15 protein-coding genes are annotated in these 18,033 nt (G+C 68.0%); 8 read left to right on the top strand and 7 right to left on the bottom strand.

The window, feature by feature from the left end; translation table 11 throughout:
• Nucleotides 1-16: 16 nt before the first annotated feature.
• The 4 genes from VKZ87_RS14960 (at nt 17) to VKZ87_RS14945 (ending at nt 6,649) form a co-directional block, all read left to right on the top strand.
• A complete protein-coding gene (locus VKZ87_RS14960; protein ID WP_324222077.1) occupies nt 17-2,896 on the top strand; it encodes a 2-oxoglutarate dehydrogenase E1 component in 2,880 nt (959 codons plus the stop codon).
• A gap of 74 nt (nt 2,897-2,970) precedes the next feature.
• Nucleotides 2,971-4,200 (top strand): 2-oxoglutarate dehydrogenase complex dihydrolipoyllysine-residue succinyltransferase, encoded by a 1,230-nt coding sequence (gene odhB / locus VKZ87_RS14955; protein WP_324222064.1) that lies wholly within the window; start codon nt 2,971-2,973, stop codon nt 4,198-4,200.
• A gap of 85 nt (nt 4,201-4,285) precedes the next feature.
• Entirely contained in the window at nt 4,286-5,689 is a 1,404-nt protein-coding gene (gene lpdA, locus VKZ87_RS14950; RefSeq protein WP_324222063.1) for a dihydrolipoyl dehydrogenase, read from the top strand.
• A gap of 75 nt (nt 5,690-5,764) precedes the next feature.
• Entirely contained in the window at nt 5,765-6,649 is an 885-nt protein-coding gene (locus VKZ87_RS14945) for a DMT family transporter (protein ID WP_324222062.1), read from the top strand.
• Here VKZ87_RS14945 and VKZ87_RS14940 read toward each other — a convergent pair.
• Nucleotides 6,646-7,995, bottom strand: a complete 1,350-nt coding sequence (locus tag VKZ87_RS14940; protein ID WP_324222061.1) for a hydrolase — start codon at nt 7,993-7,995, stop codon at nt 6,646-6,648. The two genes, VKZ87_RS14945 and VKZ87_RS14940, sit on opposite strands and share 4 nt — an antisense overlap.
• 131 nt (nt 7,996-8,126) lie before the next feature.
• Between VKZ87_RS14940 and VKZ87_RS14935 the strand changes: the two genes are divergently transcribed.
• The 3 genes from VKZ87_RS14935 to VKZ87_RS14925 are packed head-to-tail and all read left to right on the top strand — an operon-like array spanning nt 8,127 to nt 10,921.
• Complete coding sequence (locus VKZ87_RS14935) at nt 8,127-9,347, top strand: MFS transporter (RefSeq protein ID WP_324222060.1); 1,221 nt, start codon at nt 8,127-8,129, stop codon at nt 9,345-9,347.
• Between the two features lie 31 nt (nt 9,348-9,378).
• Nucleotides 9,379-9,636, top strand: coding sequence for a hypothetical protein (locus tag VKZ87_RS14930; RefSeq protein WP_324222059.1), 258 nt, complete (start codon nt 9,379-9,381; stop codon nt 9,634-9,636).
• Between the two features lie 16 nt (nt 9,637-9,652).
• Nucleotides 9,653-10,921, top strand: coding sequence for an amidohydrolase (locus VKZ87_RS14925; protein WP_324222058.1), 1,269 nt, complete (start codon nt 9,653-9,655; stop codon nt 10,919-10,921).
• A 3-nt stretch (nt 10,922-10,924) separates the two neighbouring features.
• Here the strand turns inward: VKZ87_RS14925 and VKZ87_RS14920 are convergent, their stop codons facing one another.
• From VKZ87_RS14920 to fsa, 6 genes are all read right to left on the bottom strand, one after another.
• Nucleotides 10,925-11,677: a DNA-binding domain-containing protein gene (locus VKZ87_RS14920; RefSeq protein WP_324222057.1), complete on the bottom strand. Its 753-nt coding sequence runs from the start codon at nt 11,675-11,677 to the stop codon at nt 10,925-10,927.
• Nucleotides 11,661-12,602 (bottom strand): DUF692 domain-containing protein, encoded by a 942-nt coding sequence (locus VKZ87_RS14915; protein WP_324222056.1) that lies wholly within the window; start codon nt 12,600-12,602, stop codon nt 11,661-11,663. Before VKZ87_RS14915 ends, VKZ87_RS14920 begins: the two co-directional genes overlap by 17 nt.
• A 76-nt stretch (nt 12,603-12,678) precedes the next feature.
• Nucleotides 12,679-13,491 carry a DUF3750 domain-containing protein gene (locus tag VKZ87_RS14910; RefSeq protein WP_324222055.1) on the bottom strand — a complete coding sequence of 271 codons (813 nt, stop codon included), beginning with the start codon at nt 13,489-13,491 and terminating at the stop codon, nt 12,679-12,681.
• Nucleotides 13,492-13,583: 92 nt separating this feature from the next.
• Nucleotides 13,584-14,561: a tyrosine recombinase XerC gene (locus tag VKZ87_RS14905; RefSeq protein ID WP_324222054.1), complete on the bottom strand. Its 978-nt coding sequence runs from the start codon at nt 14,559-14,561 to the stop codon at nt 13,584-13,586.
• Entirely contained in the window at nt 14,537-15,256 is a 720-nt protein-coding gene (locus VKZ87_RS14900) for a DUF484 family protein (RefSeq protein WP_324222053.1), read from the bottom strand. The genes VKZ87_RS14905 and VKZ87_RS14900 overlap by 25 nt, the downstream gene beginning before the upstream one ends.
• Nucleotides 15,256-15,921, bottom strand: a complete 666-nt coding sequence (fsa, locus tag VKZ87_RS14895; protein WP_324222052.1) for a fructose-6-phosphate aldolase — start codon at nt 15,919-15,921, stop codon at nt 15,256-15,258. The genes VKZ87_RS14900 and fsa overlap by 1 nt, the downstream gene beginning before the upstream one ends.
• A 129-nt stretch (nt 15,922-16,050) precedes the next feature.
• Between fsa and VKZ87_RS14890 the strand changes: the two genes are divergently transcribed.
• A partial coding sequence (locus tag VKZ87_RS14890) for a primosomal protein N' (protein WP_324222051.1) occupies nt 16,051-18,033 on the top strand: 1,983 nt, incomplete at its 3' end.

Here is an 18,033-nt window from a genome sequence, read left to right as displayed (position 1 = left end):
CGGCGCCATGACAGCGATGACGGCGCAGCTTGAACGCACGCAGTTCCTCTACGGTGGCAACAGCACCTTCGTCGAGGAGCTGTATGCCAAGTACGTTGCCAACCCGAACAGCGTCGATGAGTCCTGGCGCCAGTTCTTCCAGGCCCTCGGCGAGGATTTCGGCCAGCCGCGCGATGCGCTGACCCGTCCCTCCTGGGCACCGGCCACCACCCTGGTGCCGATGGAGGACGAAGGCCTCCTCGGCCCGCAGGGCAAGGCCGCCAAGGCGGCCGACCGCGCGGCCAAGGGCGGCGCCTCGCCGGCCGAGGCGCGCGCCGCGGCGCTGGACACGATCCGCGCCGCGATGCTGATCCGCAACTACCGGATCCGCGGCCATCTCAAGGCGAATCTCGATCCGCTGGGCATCCAGGCGCCGGGCGAGCATCCCGAGCTGGAACCGGAATCCTACGGCTTCTCGGAAGCCGACATGGACCGGCCGATCTTCATCGACAACATGCTGGGGCTGGAGACCGCGACGCTGCGCGAGATCCTCGCCATCCTGCGCCGTACCTACTGCTCGACCATCGGCGTCGAGTTCATGCACATCTACCATCCGGAGCAGAAGGCTTGGATCCAGGAGCGCATCGAAGGGCGCGACAAGGAGATCCACTTCACCCCGGAAGGCAAGAAGGCGATCCTGAACAAGCTGGTGGAAGGCGAGATCTTCGAGCGCTTCTGCCACATGAAGTTCACCGGCACCAAGCGCTTCGGCCTGGAAGGCGGCGAGGCGCTGATCCCGGCAATGGAAGCCATCATCAAGCGCGGCGGCCAGCTCGGCGTGAAGGACATCGAGCTGGGCATGCCGCATCGCGGCCGCCTCAACATGCTGGCCAACGTGATGGCGAAGCCCTATCGCGCCATCTTCTCCGAATTCAAGGGCATGGCCTATCACCCGGACGATTTCCAGGGTTCGGGCGACGTGAAGTACCATCTCGGCGTGTCGTCGGACCGCGAGTTCGACGGCAACAAGGTGCACCTCTCGATGGCGGCCAACCCGTCGCATCTGGAGATCATCAACCCGGTGGTGCTGGGCAAGTCGCGCGCCAAGCAGACCCAGATGGGCGACACCGAGCGCGAGCAGGTGATGACCGTGCTGCTGCACGGCGACGCCGCCTTCGCCGGCCAGGGCGTGGTGGCGGAATGCTTCGCGCTCAGCGAGCTGCGCGGCTACCGCACCGGCGGTACCATCCACATCATCGTGAACAACCAGATCGGCTTCACGACCAATCCGTCCTATTCGCGCTCCTCGCCCTATCCGTCCGACGGCGCGAAGGTGGTGCAGGCGCCGATCTTCCACGTCAACGGCGACGATCCGGAAGCCGTCACCCACGTGGCGAAGATTGCGGTCGAGTTCCGCCAGAAGTTCAAGAAGGACGTGGTCATCGACCTGTTCTGCTATCGCCGCCACGGCCATAACGAGACGGACGATCCCTCCTTCACCCAGCCGATCATGTACCGCACGATCGCGACGCATCCGACCACGCGTCAGATCTATGCCAAGCGGCTGATCGACGAAGGCACCATCACCGAGGCCGATGCCGAGGCCATGGTCACCACCTTCCAGGACAGGCTGGAAGAGGAACTGGAGGCGTCGAAGTCGTTCAAGCCCAACAAGGCCGACTGGCTGGAGGGCAAGTGGAGCGGCCTGGAGCAGGCTTCCGGCGACGAGCGCCGTGGCACCACGGCGGTTGAGATCGACACGCTGAAGCGGATCGGTCGCGCCATCACGACGGTCCCGGAAGGCTTCAACATCCACAAGACGCTGGCGCGCAACGTGCAGAACCGCCGCAACGCCATCGAGGCCGGCGAGGGCATCGACTGGGCGACCGCCGAGGCGCTGGCCTTCGGTTCGCTGCAGCTGGAAGGCTTCGGCGTCCGTCTCTCGGGCCAGGATTGCGGCCGCGGCACCTTCAGCCAGCGGCACAGCGTCTGGCACGACCAGCAGACCGAAGAGCGCTACGTGCCGCTCAACCACATTGCCGAGGGTGCGGCCAATTACGAGGTGATTGACAGCCTGCTGTCGGAAGCCGCCGTGCTCGGCTACGAATACGGCTACAGCCTGGCCGAGCCGAATGCGCTGGTGATGTGGGAAGCCCAGTTCGGCGACTTCGCCAACGGCGCCCAGGTAGTGTTCGACCAGTTCATCTCGTCGGGCGAAGCCAAGTGGATGCGCATGTCGGGCCTCGCGGTGCTGCTGCCGCACGGCTACGAGGGGCAGGGGCCGGAGCACAGCTCGGCGCGCCTCGAACGCTTCCTGCAGCTCTGCGCCGAAGACAACATGCAGGTGGCGAACTGCACCACGCCGGCCAACTATTTCCACATCCTGCGCCGGCAGATCCACCGCAAGTTCCGCAAGCCGCTGATCCTGATGACGCCGAAGTCGCTGCTGCGGCACAAGCTGGCGGTCTCCAAGCTCAGCGAGATGGGGCCGGGATCGAGCTTCCACCGCGTGCTGTGGGACGACGCGCCGCATGACGATGCCAAGATCAAGCGCATCATCCTCTGCACCGGCAAGGTCTATTACGACCTGTTCGAGGAGCGTGCCCGCCGCGAGATGAAGGATACGGTGATCCTGCGCGTGGAGCAGCTCTATCCCTTCCCGCACAAGGCGCTGGTGAAGGAGCTGGGCCGCTACAAGAATGCGAAGACCGTCGTGTGGTGCCAGGAAGAGCCGAAGAACATGGGCGCCTGGAGCTACATCGAGCCGCATATCGAGACCGTGCTGACCGAGCTCAACATGAAGATGAAGCGGCCGCTGTATGCCGGTCGCCTCGAAGCCGCGTCGCCGGCCACCGGCCTGATGAGCAAGCACAACCAGCAGCAGGCCAAGCTGGTTGACGACGCGCTGACGGCATAGGCTTTTTCTGAAATACCCGCCGGGGAAGGCGGATCGGCTGAGGCCGAGGGGCGTAAACGAAGGGAAGTACGATCATGGCAGTTGAAATCCGCGTCCCGCAGCTGGCGGAATCGATTTCGGAGGCGACCGTCGGCAAGTGGTCGGTCAAGGCCGGCGATACGGTCGCCCGCGACCAGCTGCTGGTTGAGCTCGAGACCGACAAGGTCACCGTCGAGGTCAACGCACCCGAAGCCGGCACGCTCGGCGAGGTGCTGGCCGCCGAGGGCGCCACCGTGCAGGTCGGCGACCTGCTGGCGACGCTGACCCCCGGCGCCGGCGCCGCCAAGCCCGCCGCGAAGCCGGCTGCTGCCGCCAAGGCCCCCGACACCGCCGCGCCGGCGCCCGCCGCTGCCGGCCAGCCGGCCGCCACCCAGGCCGGTTCTGCCGCCGGTCAGGCCCTGCCGGCCGCCGCCAAGCTGGCAGCCGAGAAGGGCGTGGATGTCTCGGGCGTCTCGGGCTCGGGCAAGGGCGGCCGCGTCACCAAGGGCGATGTCATGGATCTGCTCGCCGGCGGCGGCAAGCCGGCCGCGAAGCCTGCCGTGCCGGCCGGCCCGCGCGCCAATGCCGACCGCGAAGAGCGCCAGCGCATGTCCAAGCTGCGCCAGGTGATCGCCCGCCGCCTCAAGGAGGCGCAGGACACCGCGGCTCTGCTCACCACCTTCAACGAGGTCGACATGACAGCGCTGATGGCGGCCCGCAAGCAGTATGTCGAGGGCTTCGAGAAGAAGCACGGCGTGCGGCTCGGCTTCATGTCCTTCTTCGTGAAGGCGGCCGTGCAGGCGCTGAGGGAATTCCCCGCGGTGAATGCCGAGATCGAGGGCGACGAGATCGTATTCAAGAACTACTACAACATCGGCTGCGCCGTCTCGACGCCGACCGGCCTGGTCGTGCCGGTGATCCGCGACGCCGACCAGCTGTCGTTCGCCGCCATCGAGAAGACGATTGCCGATTTCGGCAAGCGCGCCCGTGACGGCAAGCTCGGCATCGACGAGCTGCAGGGCGGCACCTTCAGCATCTCCAACGGCGGCGTGTTCGGCTCGCTGATGTCGACGCCGATCATCAACCCGCCGCAGTCGGCCATCCTCGGCATGCACAAGATCCAGGAGCGCCCGATGGCCATCAACGGCCAGGTGGTGATCCGGCCGATGATGTATCTGGCGCTGACCTACGACCACCGCATCATCGACGGCCGCGAGGCGGTCAGCTTCCTGGTGCGGATCAAGGAAAACATCGAAGACCCGCAGCGCCTGCTGTTCGAGGTGTAAGCATCGCGGCGGGCCTTCGGGCCCGCCCTTGTTTTATGCCGTCACCGCGTCAGTTCCAGACAATCAGAGACTTTGGAGTAAGCCCATGAGCGATCAGGCTTTCGACATCATCATCATCGGCGCCGGCCCGGGCGGCTATACCATGGCGATCCGCTGCGCCCAGCTCGGCATGAAGACCGCGGTGGTGGAAAGCCGCGCCACGCTCGGCGGCACCTGCCTGAATGTCGGCTGCATCCCGTCCAAGGCCCTGCTGCAGTCTTCCGAGCATTTCCATGCGGCCGGCCACGGCTTCGCGACCCACGGCATCAAGGTCGGCAAGCTGGACCTCGATCTGCCGGCGATGATGAAGCAGAAGCAGAGCGTGGTGGATGCCTCCACCAAGGGCATCGAGTTCCTGTTCAAGAAGAACAAGATCACCTGGCTGAAGGGCACCGGCAAGCTGCTCGGCGGCGGCAAGGTGGAGGTCAGCGGCGAGTCCAAGGGCACCTATTCGGCGAAGCACATCGTGATCGCCACGGGTTCCGAGGTGACGCCGCTCAAGGGCATCGAGATCGACGAGAAGCAGGTGGTATCGTCCACCGGCGCGCTGACCCTCGGCGGCGTGCCGAAGACCATGGTGGTGATCGGCGGCGGCGTGATCGGCCTCGAGCTCGGCTCGGTCTGGAGCCGTCTGGGCGCGGATGTCACCGTGGTGGAATTCCTCGACCGCATCCTGCCGACCAATGACGGCGAGGTGTCGAAGCAGATGCAGCGCATCCTCACCAAGCAGGGGATGAAGTTCAAACTCTCCACCAAGGTGACGGCCGCGAAGGCCGGCAAGGGCGGCGTGACGCTGACCCTGGAGCCGGCGGCGGGTGGTGCCGCGGAGGAGATGAAGGCCGATGTGGTGCTGGTCTCGATCGGTCGCCGGCCCTATACGGCGGGCGTCGGGCTGGAAGCGGCGGGCGTTCAGCTGGATGAGCGCGGCCGGGTGAAGACCGACGGCCATTTCCAGACCACCGCGCCCGGCGTCTATGCGATCGGCGACTGCATCGCCGGTCCAATGCTGGCGCACAAGGCCGAGGAAGAGGGCGTCGTGCTGGCCGAGATGCTGGCCGGCCAGAAGCCGCATATCAACTACGACGCCATTCCCTCGGTGGTCTACACCTGGCCGGAAGTGGCGGCCGTGGGCAAGACCGAGGAAGAGCTCAAGGCCGCCGGCGTGGCCTACAAGGCAGGCAAGTTCCCCTTCACCGCCAATGCCCGCGCCCGCGCCATGACCATGACCGACGGTTTCGTGAAGATCCTGGAAGACGAGAAGACCAAGAAGGTGGTGGGCGCCCATATCATCGGGCCCGATGCCGGCCATCTGATCCAGGAACTCGTCATGGCCATCGAGTTCGGCGCATCCGCCGAGGACATCTACCGCACCTGCCACGCCCATCCGGCGCTGACCGAGGCGGTGAAGGAAGCGGCGCTGGCCGTGGACGGCCGCACGATCAACATCTGAACGGGTGTTCCCGTGGTGACGGAAGGGCGGCTCTACGGCCGCCCTTTTTTCGTCCCTGTCTTCCTGGTTAGCAACGTGACCGCCAGCACCCGATCCAAGCTCGTCGCCGCGCTCTGGGTACTTGCGGGCGCGCTGGCCTTCTCGCTGCTGTTTGCCTCGGGCAAGCTGACCGGCGGCGCGATCCCGGCGATCCAGATCATCTTCATCCGCTATCTCAGCGGCTTTGCGACCGTAAGCGGACTGGTGGCGCTGCAGCGGCGCAGCTGGCCCGCCATCCGCGCCAGCCAGCGGCGGGGGCTGCATTTCCTGCGCGCCTTCTGCGGCGTCGCGGGCGGCAGCTGCAACATTGCGGCGGCGACGCTGATGCCGCTGGCCGATGCCGCCGCGCTCGCCCTGCTGCAGGGCATGTTCACCATGCTGCTGGCCGTCCTGCTGCTGCGCGAACGGGTCACGCGCGGGCAGATCGTCGCGGCCCTGCTCTGTCTTGCCGGCGCGCTGGTGATCGTGCGCGGCAATGCGCCTTCCGGTGGCGGCATGGCGGCGATTTTCGATGCCGGCCTCGCGCCGCTGCTCGCCATCCTCGGCGCCTTCCTGATCGCCTGCGAGATCATCCTGATCAAGTTTCTCACCCGGCACGAAACCGCGCTGTCCATGCTGCTGCATGTCAACGGCTTCGCCGCGCTGCTGCTGGTCCTGCCGATGCTGCTGCTCTGGACCGCGGCGCCGTGGCAGCAGCTGGCCCTCCTGACCCTGCTGGGACCGATGGCGATCGCCGGCCAGCTCTGCAATCTGCGCGCCTACAGCATCGCCGATGCCGCCTGGCTGGCGCCCTTCGGCTATTCCTCGGTGGCTTTCGCCGCGCTGATCGGCTGGGTCATGTTCGGCGACGTGCCGAGCCTTGCGGCCTGGATCGGCACGGCGCTGATCGTGGCCGGCGGTCTGGTGCTGATCCGCCGCTAGTAATGCAGCTCGGCGATCACCACGCGGTTGTCAGCCACCGGCCAGGATTGCACCACGATGGTTTCTTCGTTGAAGCGGCAGGTGATGCTCTGCTGCGGCGCGCCGGGTGGCAGCAGCAGGGTGGAGGTGGAAACCGTCGGTACGCCGTCGGGAATGCCGGGGGCGCGCTGGCCGTCGAAGGTGACGATGTCGTCGGGACCGAAATAGCCGCGCGGGCGGCTGAGCGTCACAACGCTGCCGGCCAGCTTGTCCTTGTCGCTCAGCGTGCCCGGACGCAGGTGGATGATCGACGACGAGCGCGGGAAGGGCGAGCGGTAGATATGGGTCACCGGGCTGTCCGGCGTCGAGATGACGAATTCGTAGGTCGCTGAGGACGAGGCGGTGAAGGGGCCCCAGTAGCCGTCCCTGCCGGTTTCCTGCCGGTGCACCAGGCGGCGGCGCCGGCCCGTCTGCGGCTCGGTCTCGTGGATTTCGACCACGGCGCCGGCGACCGGCAGGTTGGTCTGCACGCCGCCCGGCATGCCGTTCACCTTGCCGTTCAGCACCGGGCGGGCCTCCGCGGCGATGCCCGTCGTCGCGGGCGCGGCATTCATGAGGAACTCGAAGATCGCGGCGAAGGCCTGCGGGTGGAAGGCCACCTCGCGATGGTCCAGGTCGGGCAGCACGACATTTTTCGCGCCGTTCAGCGCCGGGCCCTCGAAGGTGACGCCGGTCGGCTGTCCGGGCATGCCGAGATAGCGGCCGTCCGGCTGGGCGAATTTGTCGGCATTGTCGGAGCGCGTGGTCATCCAGGCGACGCCCGGCACCACCTCGTTCGGCCCGGCATTGAGCTGCTGCAGGAAGGGCGCGGCGCCGTTGAACTCGCTGCCGGCCAGCGCGGACTGCGAGACGACGACGCCATGGTTCGGCGTGCCGCAGAGCACGGCGTGGCTGACATGGGCCGCGCCGCCGCCATTCTTGACGTAGTTGCGGATCGCGTTGCCGCCCCGGGACGAGCCGACCAGGGCCACTTTCGGCGCATTCGTGCGCCATTTCACCTCGGCGACGAAGGCGGCGAGCTGCTCGCGCTGGTCCGTGCTGGAAGAGCGCAGACGCTGGTAGACCGCGTCGTTGCTGCGCGCCAGCGGGTAGGGGAAGTCGATGGCGAAGAGACGGTCGCGCGGGAAGCCGTTGCTCTCCCAGCGCCAGAAGCTGGTGTGCCACAGGGCGGCGGTGTCGCCGTTGCCATGCACGAAGACGACCGGGGTCGGATTCTCGTAGCGCGGCGTGCAGCCCAGCAGGGCGGTGGCGCCGAGGGCGGCGGAGCCGAACAGGACGGAGCGGCGGGTGGCGAGCAGCGGCGACATGGCGTTTCCCTGATGACGGCCGGGCCCCGTATCTCGGTGACAGGGCTCTGGCGGATTGACCGGGATCGGACGATACTTGGGCAGAACCATAGCACGCCTTTTCCTCCCGCCCAGACCGTTCCTCCCCACCCATGTCATCGCGTCAACTGATCTTCCTGCTCTCCGCACTGGAAGTGCTGGCCATCCTGCCCATCGCCAGCGTGCCCGCGCTGCTGCCCGATTTCATTGCCGACTGGAATCTGACCAACACCGAGGCCGGCTGGCTGGCCGGCGTCTACTACTTCGGCTACATGCTGCTGGTGGCGCCGGCGGTCACCATCACCGATCGCTACGACGCGCGGATCATCTTCGTGATCGGCTGCGCCGTCACCGGCCTGCTGACCCTGGCCTTCGCCATCTTTGCCGACGGCTTCTGGTCCGGCTTCGTGCTGCGCGCCGTTGCCGGCGCGGGACAGGCGGCGGTCTACATGCCGGGCCTGCGCGCGCTGACCGACCGGCTCAGGGGCGGCGAGCAGAGCCGCGCCGTCACCTTCTACACGGCGAGCTATTCCATCGCGATCGCGCTGAGCTTCTCGGTCACCGGCCTGATCTCGGAATACTACGGCTGGCGGGTCAGCTTCGGCATGCTCGGCATCTTCAGCCTGCTGTCCGCCGTGCTGGCCTGGTTCATGCTGGCGCCGCAGCAGCCGCCCGCACAGGCGAAGAAGGGCCTGTTCGCATTGAAGCCGGTCCTGCGCAACCGCTCGGCCATGGGCTACATCATCGGCTACGCGGCCCATGGCTTCGAGCTCACCGCCATGCGCTCCTGGCTGACCGCCTTCCTCGTCTTCGTGCTGGCCCGCGATGCGGCCGTGGCGGCACAGCTGCCGAGCCCGACCGTGCTCGCCGCCGTCATCACCCTGATCGGTCTTCCGGCCAGCCTGATGGGCAACGAGCTGGCGCTGAAGATCGGCCGCCGGCGCGCGCTGATGCTGATCATGACCCTGTCGGGCCTGTTCGGTCTCGCCATCGGCTTCACCGCCGTGATGCCGGTCTGGGCGGTGCTGCTCTATTGCGCCGTGTATTTCGTCTTCGTCTGCGGCGATTCCGGCGCGCTGACCTCGGGCATGATGGCGGCGGCCGAGCCCGAGCATCGCGGCGCCACCATGGCCCTGCATTCGGCGCTGGGCTTCGGCACCTCGGTGCTCGGCCCGATTTTTGTCGGTCTGGCGCTGGATGCCTCGCAGCGCGGCCTCGGCGAGGAAAGCGTGCTGGGCTGGGGCATCGGCCTGTCGGTGATGGGACTTGGCGTCCTGCTCGGTCCGCTGGCGCTGATCTGGGCTGGCCGCGGCGGGGAAGCGAAGGCGGATTGACCGCGGCCGGACGATCCTGTCAAATCCTGCGATGTGCCGCTGGTGTGATCTTGAATCTCCCAATGCCGCGCTGACGCCGGAGCAGGCGGACAAGCAGCGGCAGGTGCTGCAGCTTCTCACGCTCGTCGAACATCCCGATGCGCTGCCGCCGCAGGATGTGCTGCGGCTCGGGCAGGAGATTCTCGCGCTGCTGGACGAGATCGACGATGCCTGCAGCGAATCGCGGCTGGCGCGGGCCGGCCTGCCCCGGGCGCGGGCCGGACTGCCGCCCCTGCAGGAATTCAGATAACGGGAAGGAAACTGCCATGAATGTCCAGGTGAAGACCGGCGATGCGGGCCGCGCCGCGGCTTTCTCGAAGATCGACGCCATGCTGCCGCGGCTGGAGGAGATTTACATCGACCTGCATTCGCATCCCGAACTCTCGATGCAGGAGGTGCGCACCGCGGGCATCGCCGCGGCCTGGCTGAAGGATTGCGGCTTCGAGGTGCATGAGGGCATCGGCAAGACCGGCGTGGTCGGGCTGCTGAAGAACGGCGACGGTCCCGTCGTTCTGCTGCGTGCCGACATGGATGCCCTGCCGGTGAAGGAGAAGACCGGCCTGCCGTATGCCAGCAGCGCGACCGGCACCGACCGTTTCGGCCAGTCGGTCTCGATCATGCATGCCTGCGCCCATGACATGCATGTCACCTGGCAGATGGCGGCCTGCCGCCTGCTGGCAGAGTCGCGCGACCACTGGCGCGGCACGGTGATGGCGGTGTTCCAGCCGGCCGAGGAGATCGGCGCCGGTGCCGCGGCCATGCTGGCTGACGGCATGGTGAAGCGTTTTCCGAAGCCGACCGTCTGTCTCGGCCAGCATCTCATTCCGCTGCCGGCCGGCCAGATCGGCTACAAGCCCGGCACCGCGATGTCGGCGGCCGACAGCTGGGAAGTGCGCATCTTCGGCCAGGGCGCCCATGGCTCGATGCCGCAGAACAGCATCGATCCCGTCGTGATGGCCTCGGCCACCGTGATGCGGCTGCAGACCGTGGTGTCGCGCGAGGTCGCGATGGCAGACCAGGCGGTGGTCACCGTCGGCACCATCCAGTCCGGGCTCAACGAGAACGTCATCCCCGACGAGGCCCTGCTGCGGCTCAACATCCGCACCTTCAAGGAGGAGGTGCGCAACCGTGTGCTCGCCTCGGTGAAACGCATCATCGAGGCGGAAGCGACCGCGTCGGGCGCGCCGAAGCTGCCGGAAATCCGCGAGATCAGCAAATTCCCGCTGACCGTGAATGACGAGGCGGCCATGGCGCGCACCATGGAGGCGCTGGGTCGGCAGTTCGGCGCCGTGCGGCTGACGCTGATGGAGCCGCTGTCGGGCAGCGAGGATTTCGGCCTCTTCGGCAAGGCGTGGAACGTGCCCTCGGTCTTCTGGTGGGTCGGCGGTACCGATCCGCAGAAATTCGCCGCTGCCCAGGCCGGCGGCGAGCCGATCCCGGTCAATCACTCGCCCTTCTTCGCGCCGGTGCTGAATCCGACGCTGAAGACCGGCGTCGAGGCAATGCTGGCGGCGGCCTATGCCTGGCTGGACTGACCGTTAGGGTCGTGCAAAGACGCCGCCGTCCAGCATCCAGCTGAAGCTGGCGGCGAAATCGAAGCCGGCTTCGCCGCCGGCCGCCATGGCGGCAGCGCCCAGCGCGACGCCGCTGCCGATCTCGGCCAGCAGGCGGTCCTCGCCGGCATCCAGCCTGCGCCAGCAGGGCTCGAGGCCGCGGCGCCAGACCAGCAGGCGTTCCGTGCCGCCGCTCATCTCGATGCGCTGGATCGCCGGCGCGTCGGGCTGATGCACCTGCCAGATCTCGTCGACGGGAAAGGGCGTCGAGAGCCGCTGCACGGAGGGATGCAGCGGCAGCACGAGTCGCGCGGTTTCTTCCGGATCGGGCAGGTCGGCCGGCTGCAGCAGTTCGGCGTCTTCCGCCCAGCCGGCGAAATGCAGCGCCCATTCGAAAGCGGCGATGTCGGGCAGATAATGGTGGCCACCGAGGTCGGGCTGCGCGGCGAGATGGGTCGGGAAGCTGCCGCCATATTCCGCCAGCACCGGCGAGCGGGGCGGCTCGGCGGCGATGAAGTCGCGCGCCATCTGGGCAAAGAAGGCTTCGCCGACCAGCGCGCGCGTCACCGGAAAGGTGGTGGCGAGCGTCTCCAGCAGGCCGGTCTGGGCCTGATCGAGATGCAGCTGGATGCGCCGCTCGGCCGGGATCGTGTCGCCGATGACCATGCCGGCCAGGGTCGAGATCTCGCCGGCAAGCGCGGCGGCGAAAGCCTGCTGGTGCTCAAGCAGCGCGCTCATCGCTGCTCCGTTCGGGATCATTCCGGCTTTGGTCGCTGGCGGCCAGCGCGTCGGCGCGGCGCCGGGTCGCATGCTCGGCCTCGGCGACGAGATGCTGCAGCGGCGGCAGGTTGCTGTCCCATTCCAGCAGGGTTGCGGCATGGGGGAAGCGCTGCACGGCGCTGGCATAGAGGCGCCACACCGGCTCTGCCACCAGCGCGCCATGGTCATCGACCAGCATCGACCGTCCGTCGGCGGGAACCTCCGAATGGCCGCCGATATGGATTTCATGCACCGCCGTGGGCGGCAGGCTGTCGAGATAGGCCTCGGCCACCGCAGGCGCGGCCTCCAGCCCGACATGGTTGACGCTGGAGACGTAGATGTTGTTGACGTCGCAGAGGATGCCGCAGCCGGTGCGCGCGGCGAGGCGGCCGAGGAAATCGGCCTCCGCGATCTGGCTGTCGCGGAAACGCAGATAGGTCGACGGCGTCTCGATCAGGATCGGGCGTTTCAGCCGTGTCTGTACCACATCGACATTGCGGCAGACGATATCGAGGCTCTCCGTCGTGTAGGGCAGCGGCAGCAGGTCGTTGAAATAGAAGCCGCTGAGACTCGACCAGGCGAGATGCTCCGACACCAGGACCGGTTCGGTGCGCTCGACCAGGGTTGCCAGGCGTTCCAGGTGCACGGCATCGGGCAGCTCGGCGCTGCCCAGCCCGAGGCCGGTGCCATGGACGGAAACGGGCCAGATCGCCCGCAGCTGCTCGAGGGCATGCCGCGCCGCGCCGCCGCCCATATAGGTCTCGGCATGGATCTCCAGCCAGCCGATCTCCGCCGGGCGGATCTCCAGCAGGGCTTCGTGATGGGGCGGGCGCAGGCCGATGCCGGTCTGCCGGAGTAAAGGCTGCTCCGTGTCCGGCTGATATGTCGGCTTCTGCGCAGGCATGATGCGATTCCCGTCCCCGCACGATCGTGCGGCGGGAGTGTATCAGAGCGGGCGGCGAAATGCGCCCCGGATGACGTCAGCTCTTCGCCTGCGAGGCTTCGGTGGTCACCGCCGGCGCCGGCGCATCGGGTACCCGGACGGGCTCGACGGCCGGCATCCCGAGGCGGCCGATACCCGGCAATTTCAGGGCGGGCCGCAGAAAATCCAGACCGATGGTCAGGCCGAGCAGGTTGAGCTCGAGCCCCTCGGTGGCGGCCGCCGTCACGCCGGCCAGGCCGAACAGCGAGAACTGGAAGCCGGTTCCACTCGGCGCCCGGGCGAACAGCCGGTCATGGCCGATCCAGTCCTTGCCGATGGCGGTCGGCGGTAGATGCAGGCCGAGTTCGGGTACCTCGCGGGCGATCCAGGCGACGAAGCTGTTGGAATTCGGCCCCGGCCACATCACGTAGGCGTCGCGGCCGGGATAGCGTTCGGCTGCCGCGATCACCAGCGGAATGGCGGCTGCGGCGTCCGGCCCGCGCACGTCGAGCAGCAGTTCCGGCGCATTGCCGGCCCAGTAGCCGTCCGGCACGCGCTGGCTGACCCGCACCGGCGAGCCGCCCCAGCCGACCACCTCGTAGCGGGTATAGCCGGGTGCGCCGGCCGGTTTGACGACGATCCAGCTGTGGACCGCCAGTGCTCCGCGCCAGCCCCAGACCCGGGCGGCATAGACCTGGATGACGGCATCCTGGGTGGCGACGGGATCCGGCGCCAGGCCGATGCTGTCCCAGCGTGCATTCGACCAGTGCTTGCGCTCCGCCGTCGCCACGCTGGCCCCCGATACCATCAGGGGCAGGGCAATCAGGGCCGCGATGGCCGGGAGGAGATAGCGGTAAATCAGGCGGCGCATGGTCGTCCATTATATACGGCGACCCGGACTATTCCCGGCGAATGTGGCGGTGCCGGGGCGACGGCCTGTGGCGGCCGTCACAGATGGCGCCTTTACGCCCGGGCGCGCGGATGCGCGGTTGCGTAGACCCTGAGCAGCGCCTCGGCATCGACCTCGGTATAGCGCTGGGTGGTCGCCAGCGAGGCATGGCCGAGCAGTTCCTGGATGGTGCGCAGATCGCCACCGCCTGCGAGGAGATGCGTCGCGAAGCTGTGCCGCAGCGCATGCGGCGTCGCGGTTTCCGGCAGGTTCAGGGCGCGGCGGGCGTTGCGCATCGCCTTCTGTACGATGGCCGGATCGAGGCGCTTGCCGCGCGCGCCATAGAACAGCGGCGTGCCGGCCGCGATGGGATACGGGCAGAGTTTCACATAGGCCGCGATGGCCTCGCGCACGACGGGCAGGATCGGCACGATGCGCTCCTTGCTGCCCTTGCCGGTAACCCGCAGGCTGTCGCCCCTGGGTATGTCCTCGCCGTTCAGCCCCAGCGCTTCGCCCAGGCGCAGCCCGGCACCCCAGAGCAGGGTCAGGATCGCGGCGTCGCGCGCCTGCAGCCAGGGCGCGGTTTCGGCCCCGTCGACCGCGTCGATCATCTGTTTCGCCGCCGCGACGCTCAGCGGTTTCGGCACGCTGTGCGGCCGCTTCGGCGTGGCGATCAGCCGCGCTGCCGCATTGTCGACCAGGCCGTCGCGCTGCAGGCGGCGGAAGAAGCTGCGGATCGCGCTCAGGCTCCGCGCCAGCGAGGTGGAAGCCAGACCCTCGTTGCGGCGCTGCGCCAGCCAGGCACGGAAATCCGATTGCCGCAGGCTGCGCAGATCTTCCAGGCTCGCGGGCTGGCCGAGATGGCTGCTCAGGAAGGCGAGGAAGCCGCCGAGATCCTGGCCATAGGCGCGCAGGGTGTGTTTCGCGAAACGCTTTTCCTTCGCCAGCCAGCGATGCCAGGCTTCGGCGGCGGCTTTGACATCCTCGGCGGCGAGGAAATAGGGCTGCCGCTCGTCGTCGGGCTCAGTTACGGCTGCGGCAGATCGAGCCATGAGCGCACGCAGCGGCCGAGCACGCCGGCGACGAATTGCAGCAGCTCGGTGCCCTGGTTGGGCTGGAACTTGTCAGCCTCGCGCGAACCGAGCGCCAGCATGGCGCGCGGCGCCGTCGGGCCGAAATCGAGTCTGGCCAGCGCGTCCGACTGGATCAGGTTGGCGGCGGGACCATAGAGCCACTCTGCGGCGTCGCAGCGGTCGCGCAGCAGGGCGGGCAGGCCGCCCATCAGGGTGTCGATCGCGCCCTGCGGCAGGACATAGACGCCGCTGGTGACGATATCGGCCATGCGCTGCGGATCGCCTTCGACGCAGAGGCTGATCGCATCGACTTCCAGCCGGTCGGTCCAGTCCTGCGTCGCGATATGGATCATGTGCTCGAAGCTGTCGGCTTCCAGCAGCGCCAGCACGGCGTCATGCGCGCGCTGGGTGGCCGAGAGATTCTGCCGGCTGGCGTCGAGGATCTCGCTGCCGACATGGGTGACGCGGGTGAGTTCGCCCTGCAGCCGCTGCACCATGAAGCGCTGCAGGTCGACGACGTTGTCGCCGGCCTGCATCCGGCTGGGCGGCAGCAGGCTTTCGCAGAGATCGGGATGCCGGCTGAGCAGGTCGGGATGTTCCTTCAGCCACGCCACCACATCGGCCTCGGAGAGGCTCGAGGAAAGCGCGGTTGCGGTGGCATTGCGGTCTGACATCACCCGTTCCCCAGGATGGACTGCCCGGTCTTTTTCCAGTCGGCGAGGAAGGCATCCAGACCCTTGTCGGTCAGCGGATGCCTGATCAGCGAGCGCAGCACGGCCGGCGGTACGGTGCAGACATCGGCGCCCAGCTTGGCCGCTTCGACGACATGCATCGGATGGCGGATCGAGGCGACCAGCACCTCGGTGCCGAAATCCGAGTAGTTGTTGTAGATCTGCACGATGTCGGCGATCAGGCCCATGCCGTCATGGCCGATATCGTCGAGCCGGCCGACGAAGGGCGAGATGAAGGCGGCTCCGGCCTTGGCGGCCAGGATCGCCTGCGCCGGCGAGAAGCAGAGCGTGACGTTGACCATGATGCCGTCGTCGCTGAGCTGCTTGCAGGTCTTCAGGCCGTCCATGGTCAGCGGGACCTTCACGGCGACATTGGTGGCGATCTCGGCCAGCTTGCGGCCCTCGGCCAGCATGGTGGCATGATCGGTGGCGGTGACCTCGGCGGAAACCGGCCCCTTCACGATCTTGCAGATCTCCTTGATCGTGGCGACGAAATCCTTGCCGGTCTTGGCCACCAGCGACGGATTGGTGGTGACCCCGTCCAGCAGGCCGGTGTCGTTCAGTTCGGCGATCTCTGCGACATCCGCGGTATCGACGAAAAATTTCATCCTTCTAAGCTCCTGAGCCGGTCATGGCTGCCGAATCGCAAGCGATGCTATAAGCAGCGTGGTTAACAATACCCGACCCGCCAGGGGGCTGCCACCCCAGGCGGACCGGGCTCCGACGGAACATCCCTGTTGACGAACCCCGATCCTCTGATCCGCGTCCTGCTGCCGCTGCCGCTGGCCGAGCCCTTCACCTACAGGGCCGGGGCTGCGGCACCGCTGCAGCCGGGCGACATCGTCGAGGTGCCGATCGGCAACCGGGTCTCGCTGGGCGTGGTCTGGGATGGTACGCCGGAGCCGCTGCCCGCCGCCAAGATCAAAGCTGTGATCCGGCGCTGCGACGCGCCGCCCGTTGCCCCGGCCCTGCGCCGGCTGGTGGACTGGGTGGCGGGCTACACGCTGAATCCCACCGGCGCCGTGCTGAAAATGTGCCTGCCCGAGCCGCGTGCGCTGATCGGGGCGCCGCCCCAGCGGCAGGTGCTGTTCGTCGGCGCCCCCGTGGAGATGCGGCCGAGCGCGCAGCGCGACCGCGTGCTGCAGATCGCCGCCGAACAGCCGGGCCTGGGCGCCGGCGAACTGGCCGAGGCGGCCGCGGTGTCGCCTGCCGTGGTGCGCAAGCTGCTCGAACTGGGCGCGCTGCGGGCGGAAAGCGTGCCGGCCTTCCGGCCGTCGGCACAACCCGACTGGCGGGCGGAGGGGCGTCCGCTCAGCACGGCGCAGGCGGAAGCCGCCGCCAGCCTGCGGGCCGCGGTGGAGGCGCGCGATTTCTCGGTTACGCTGCTGGAAGGCGTCACCGGCGCGGGCAAGACGGAAGTCTATTACGAGGCCATCGCCGCCTGCCTGGCAGCCGGGCGGCAGGCGCTGGTGCTGCTGCCGGAAATCGCGCTGACGCAGCAGTCGCTGGATCGCTTCGAGCAGCGTTTCCACGCGCCGGCCTGGGCCTGGCATTCGGAGATCAGCGAGGCGCGCCGCGCCGCCACGCTGCGCGCGATCAGCCGCGGCGAGGCGCATGTGGTCATCGGCGCGCGCTCGGCCCTGTTCCTGCCCTACAGCGATCTCGGCCTGATCGTCGTCGATGAAGAGCACGACGCCTCCTACAAGCAGGAGGAAGGCGTCATCTACAATGCCCGCGACATGGCGGTGGTGCGGGCCAAGATGGAGGGCATCGCCTGCGTGCTGGCCTCGGCGACTCCATCGCTGGAGAGCCTGCATAACGTGGCGAGACGGCGCTATGCCCATGCCGTGCTGCCCGAACGCCATGGCGCAGCGGCCCTGCCGCAGATCGACATCGTCGACATGCGCAAGGAGCGTCTGCCGGCGCAGCGATTCCTGAGCAGCACGCTGGTTGCGGCGCTGGAGGAAACCGTGACAGCGGGCGAGCAGGCGATGCTGTTCCTCAATCGCCGCGGCTATGCGCCGCTGACGCTCTGCGGCGCCTGCGGCCATCGCCTCAACTGCCCGAACTGCTCGGCCTGGCTGGTGGAACACAGGCGCCATGGCCGGCTGGAATGCCATCATTGCGGCCATCAGCAGCGGCTGCCGCAGGTCTGCCCGTCCTGCGGCGCGGAGGACCGCTTCAAGGCCTGCGGACCGGGCGTCGAGCGGCTGGCGGAAGAGGCCGCTTCGCTGTTTCCCGATGCGCGTCTTGCGGTGATGGCCTCCGACACGGCGAACACGCCGCAGCAGATTTCCGAGATGATCGCGCGGATGGAACGGCGCGAGATCGACATTCTGGTCGGCACGCAGATCGTGGCGAAGGGCCATCACTTCCCGCTGCTGACGCTGGTGGGCGTGATCGATGCCGACCTGGGCCTTGCCGGCGGCGATCCGCGGGCGGCCGAGCGCACGCATCAGCTGCTCACGCAGGTGGCGGGCCGTGCCGGCCGCGCGGAGCGCCCGGGCCGCGTGCTGCTGCAGAGCTTCAACCCCGAGCATCCGGTGATCGCGGCACTGGCGCGGCATGACTCGGCCGGCTTCATCGCCGCCGAAATGGCCGAGCGCCAGCGGGCCGGCATGCCGCCCTTCGGCCGGCTTGCCGCCATCGTGGTCAGCGGCGCCGACCAGGCCCAGGTGGAGGCGGCGGCCCGGGCCATGGCCCAGGCGGCGCCGCGCGGA

The sequence above is a fragment of the Ferrovibrio sp. genome (assembly GCF_035304305.1).
Taxonomy (GTDB): Bacteria; Pseudomonadota; Alphaproteobacteria; order Ferrovibrionales; family Ferrovibrionaceae; genus Ferrovibrio.
Note: the sequence above shows the minus strand (reverse complement) of the source record. Positions and strands in the feature narration are given on the sequence as shown.